Source organism: Jannaschia formosa (assembly GCF_003340555.1).
Lineage (GTDB): Bacteria > Pseudomonadota > Alphaproteobacteria > Rhodobacterales > Rhodobacteraceae > Jannaschia > Jannaschia formosa.
Genome location: NZ_QPLJ01000065.1, coordinates 1 through 3,474 on the forward strand (window position 1 = coordinate 1; position 3,474 = coordinate 3,474).

3 protein-coding genes, 1 tRNA gene and 1 pseudogene are annotated in these 3,474 nt (G+C 57.3%); 1 reads left to right on the forward strand and 4 read right to left on the reverse strand.

Annotation, left to right across the window (positions count from 1 at the left end):
- Positions 1–44 precede the first annotated feature (44 nt).
- Positions 45–121: transfer RNA gene (locus tag DR046_RS22660), tRNA-Met, on the forward strand.
- A 434-nt stretch (positions 122–555) separates the two neighbouring features.
- On the opposite strand, the gene DR046_RS23395 is transcribed toward DR046_RS22660, so the two are convergent.
- The 4 genes and pseudogenes from DR046_RS23395 to DR046_RS22675 all read right to left on the reverse strand — a co-directional run.
- Positions 556–1,536, reverse strand: coding sequence for a HEPN domain-containing protein (locus DR046_RS23395; protein WP_135227398.1), 981 nt, complete (start codon positions 1,534–1,536; stop codon positions 556–558).
- A 263-nt stretch (positions 1,537–1,799) separates the two neighbouring features.
- Entirely contained in the window at positions 1,800–2,954 is a 1,155-nt protein-coding gene (locus DR046_RS22665) for a hypothetical protein (RefSeq protein ID WP_115384603.1), read from the reverse strand.
- Positions 2,955–3,075: 121 nt separating this feature from the next.
- On the reverse strand, positions 3,076–3,279 hold the full coding sequence (locus DR046_RS22670; protein WP_245191065.1) for a helix-turn-helix transcriptional regulator: 204 nt from the start codon (positions 3,277–3,279) through the stop codon (positions 3,076–3,078).
- Between the two features lie 22 nt (positions 3,280–3,301).
- Positions 3,302–3,474: pseudogene (locus DR046_RS22675) on the reverse strand (IS5/IS1182 family transposase); the annotation flags it as partial.

Consider the following 3,474-nt stretch of genomic DNA (forward strand, 5'->3'; position numbering starts at 1 on the left):
CAGCGCTCCCACAGGCCCCCACAGGCCAAAGCGCAAACAAGTGTCGCGGGATGGAGCAGCCCGGTAGCTCGTCAGGCTCATAACCTGAAGGTCGTAGGTTCAAATCCTACTCCCGCAACCAAAATTCTTAATGTTATCAGCTTGATGCGCGCCGCCCTTCGGGGCGGTTTCCTGCATTGGTAGCTCGTGTCCGTGCAGTGTCCGTAAGTCTTGAGTTGGCCCGCATTATTCACCAGATGCTTTTTACTGATTTAGTGGAAGCCGCGCAGCGACATGATGCGCGGCCTCGCTATAGTCTGGCGGTCGCACGGTGGCTGGCCTTGGGGCACTTGACGGGCTCGGCGAGGTCTCATGGTGCTTCGTGCCGCGCGGGCCGATGCTGTCGGCGAACGAGGGCTGTACTCAGTGGCGTCCGAGGCATTCACAGTCGCAGCAATGCCAGCTGCAATGAATTGTTCCAGCTGAACGGTATGGGTCTCGGCGTGATCATTGCTGCGTTGCGCTAGGAAGTGACCCTCTATATGCGGCCTCCTCGTGTGATTGATTGAGTCTGAGCTAAAGGCCAAGTCGCGTTGTGAGAATATGTTTCAATATTCTCCGCGTATTCTCCATTGCTTCTCTTAGCTTGTCTTCACTGACTCTGCCCTTGTGGAGCAGCGTACTCCGTACGCTGTAGGCTTTGGAAATATTCTTAATCTCACGATCTCGGCTCGGGTCGTCTTCGGGTATAGACAACTTGACCAGACTCCTTATTCTCTGAGAGATAGAATCTTCCATTTTCCATCGCGTGTCCTCGATTAAGGCTTTTAACGCTTCTCGCTCTTCTGACGTTTTCGACTGCTGCAGGAGTTCCTTCAGGGATGCTTCAAAGCTCTCGAATGCCGAGACTGCAGTCTGGTGTCGTTTCGAAGCAGGAGCTAGGGCCTCAAGCGCCGATATAAGAAGAATAAATCTTGCGCGAACAGATGCTTCATAGTGCTGAGAAACATAAAGACTAAGGGCGATGGTCAAGTCCTCGTCTTCAGCTACTTCAGTTGCATTTGAGCAATTAATGCCTGCCGTAAAGATGGGTTCACAATTGTTCCAAGTTGAGCTTATGGAGAGGCTTGGCGGAAACATCGTGATGGCGCTCTTCATGTCACCAATTCTGAAGACATAGTGCCCCACGCCGCTAATGAGAAGGTCCAAGCGCTTCGGCTTTTCGCGCGCGTGGCGAAACATGTTTTGCGCCGCCAGTTCGGGGTCTTCCGGCCGTATTGCTTGTGCCTGCTCGAAGCAGGGTTCAAATGCAATCTTGTCTGCTAATGCAAGGCTCCATAACGCGCATATCAGTCGTGGGAGGTAGCGCGTTGCAGCTTGTTCGCTTGAAAATTCAGATGCCCTCAGTTCTATTATGGAGCTAGTAATGGATATTTCGTGCTTGATGCCATTAATAGTCTTCTCCACCCCATCTTGGATGTCTCCAATACTTCGGTCATCCCGAATTCTTACCCTTATTCCTACGCCGAACCTAATCGAATCCATCGCGTTGCCCATCTATTCGTAAAGCCTATCAGTGTCACTCAATGGTCTGTCGGCTATGACCAACGAGTCTGACCAACCTAGCCTGAACGTATGGAAAGGTGCGATCCGAGAGTTTACTGAAGCCAGGTCGGCTTGTACTTGTTGGGCGTCGCAATGGCCGCTTTCTGGGGTTTGCGGCTTGTTTGGGCCTGCGTGGTATGGTCAGCGCTTGGTATTTCGAAGTGCAGCCGCGATATGGTGCGGCGGTCCAATGCTAGCTGATGACTGAGAGTTCCTCATCGTTGATCCTGCGTCAAGCTGGCATAACGGTCTGCGGCACGAGCTAGACGATCTTGTAGAGGCTGTGGGTGATACTGGACATTGTTAGAGACCCGAGTTGTCGTCTCTGCAAGGAAAGTCTGGAAGTGGCTGGCTTCGACGCCCTTGAGGGCGGCTATGCCAATGAGGATACCTGTGCATTGCGAGGTCAGTACCTCGATCTTATCCAGCGCGGTTTCGTGTCGAATTGTTACGGGATCAATGCAGGGCGGGCGCAATGCGAGGCGGTCTAGCAGCTCCGTCTGGGCAACTGACCAGAGTTCGTGGATGGGCCACCTTGATCGGTTGCTGTCTGGGCTGGGGGCGCAGTAGCGCACGACGTCCCGCGTAGTTTCGAGCATATGAGGAAGAGATGTATGCAGGTCCCCCCAGCCTGTGACGCCCCAATGTTTTTTTAGGTGATGTTTGCCTGCGCGAACTTCGACACGCCAGACGCGGGATGAGTCGGCGTCGGAGAAGTCTAAGTCGGGCTGGCCGAGCTGACGGCGACGGGCGTTCCAGACGAGCGGCCACTCGACTTTTCGCTTCGTCAGCACCTCCTCGCGCTTGTCGTAGAGGATAACCTGACGTCCAGGCATCTTGCCGATAGTCACGGAGGTCAGCCGACCGGACCGGCCGTTCGTCTGAATGATCTCCTTGATTGCCTTCCGGTTTGAGCGCGAGTGCATGACGAAGGCGTCGTCATCGAGCTCGAAGTCGGGAGCCAGAATGTCGACGGCGAGGTCGATCCGCGCAATGGACGTGGTGCGGGGGATGGGTTCGGCGCCGAAGGCAAGTGCTGTCGCTTCCATCTTCCGTTGCCACCCATCGAGCCCATGGGCGAGCAGGGCGGCAGACTTCGCCGACACGCGGACGCCCCAAGGGTCACGCGCGTTCGGGCGCTTCAGGAACCAGACTTCGTCTGTCAGGCCTGTGTCGAGCCGGAAGGCGTAGCCGCCCTGGCCGCCGGTCGAGGCGACCGTGAAGGTCTCGCCCTCCCACTCGCCCGGCACGTCGTACCGAGCCGCCGCTGCTTCCTTCTGCTTCGCTTCGAGGTAGGCGGCGAAGTCGCCGCCGATGTTGAACTTGAGCGCGAGGTCGAGACCGTCGAACCCGGAATAGAGCACGTCCATGGGCGGAATGATCCTGTCTGATGTATTTCTAGAGGAGGGTGCTACAAAACCCCCCTCCCGCGCGGCCCGGCGGTCCGCGCGGCGCGCAAGCGCGCCGCATCGACCCACCGCTCCGCGCGGGTCAAGGGTTGCGATGCGGTGTCTGCTCTTGCGCCTTCAGCCAGGCGTCGATGCTTGCGCGGCGATACTGGACCGACCTCCCGACTTTGAGCCAGGCCGGACCCATCCGTTCCGCTCGATAGCGGGCGAGCGTTCGGACGCTCAGGCCGATGTAGTCGGCCGCTTCCTTTGGGCAGAGCCGGTCTGCCATTTCGTTTGTCGTCACGAGGAACCTCCGGTGGAGGTGCCTAGGCCGTGTTGACAAAACGTCGGATCCACAAGCGGATGCATGCGATGTCAACGAAGCCGAGGAAGCTGGTGGCGGTCTTGTCGTAGCGGATTGCCACGCGGCGACTGTTCTTGAGCTTCCCGAAGCAGCGCTCGACCAGGTTTCGCAGAGCGTAGAGCGTCCGGTCGACGC

What these genes read in the sequence shown, in the direction of transcription:
- DR046_RS22665 (WP_115384603.1), bottom strand. Translation starts at nt 2,954, where the DNA reads ATGGACGTGCTCTATTCCGGGTTCGACGGTCTCGACCTCGCGCTCAAG.
- DR046_RS23395 (WP_135227398.1), bottom strand. Translation starts at nt 1,536, where the DNA reads ATGGGCAACGCGATGGATTCGATTAGGTTCGGCGTAGGAATAAGGGTA.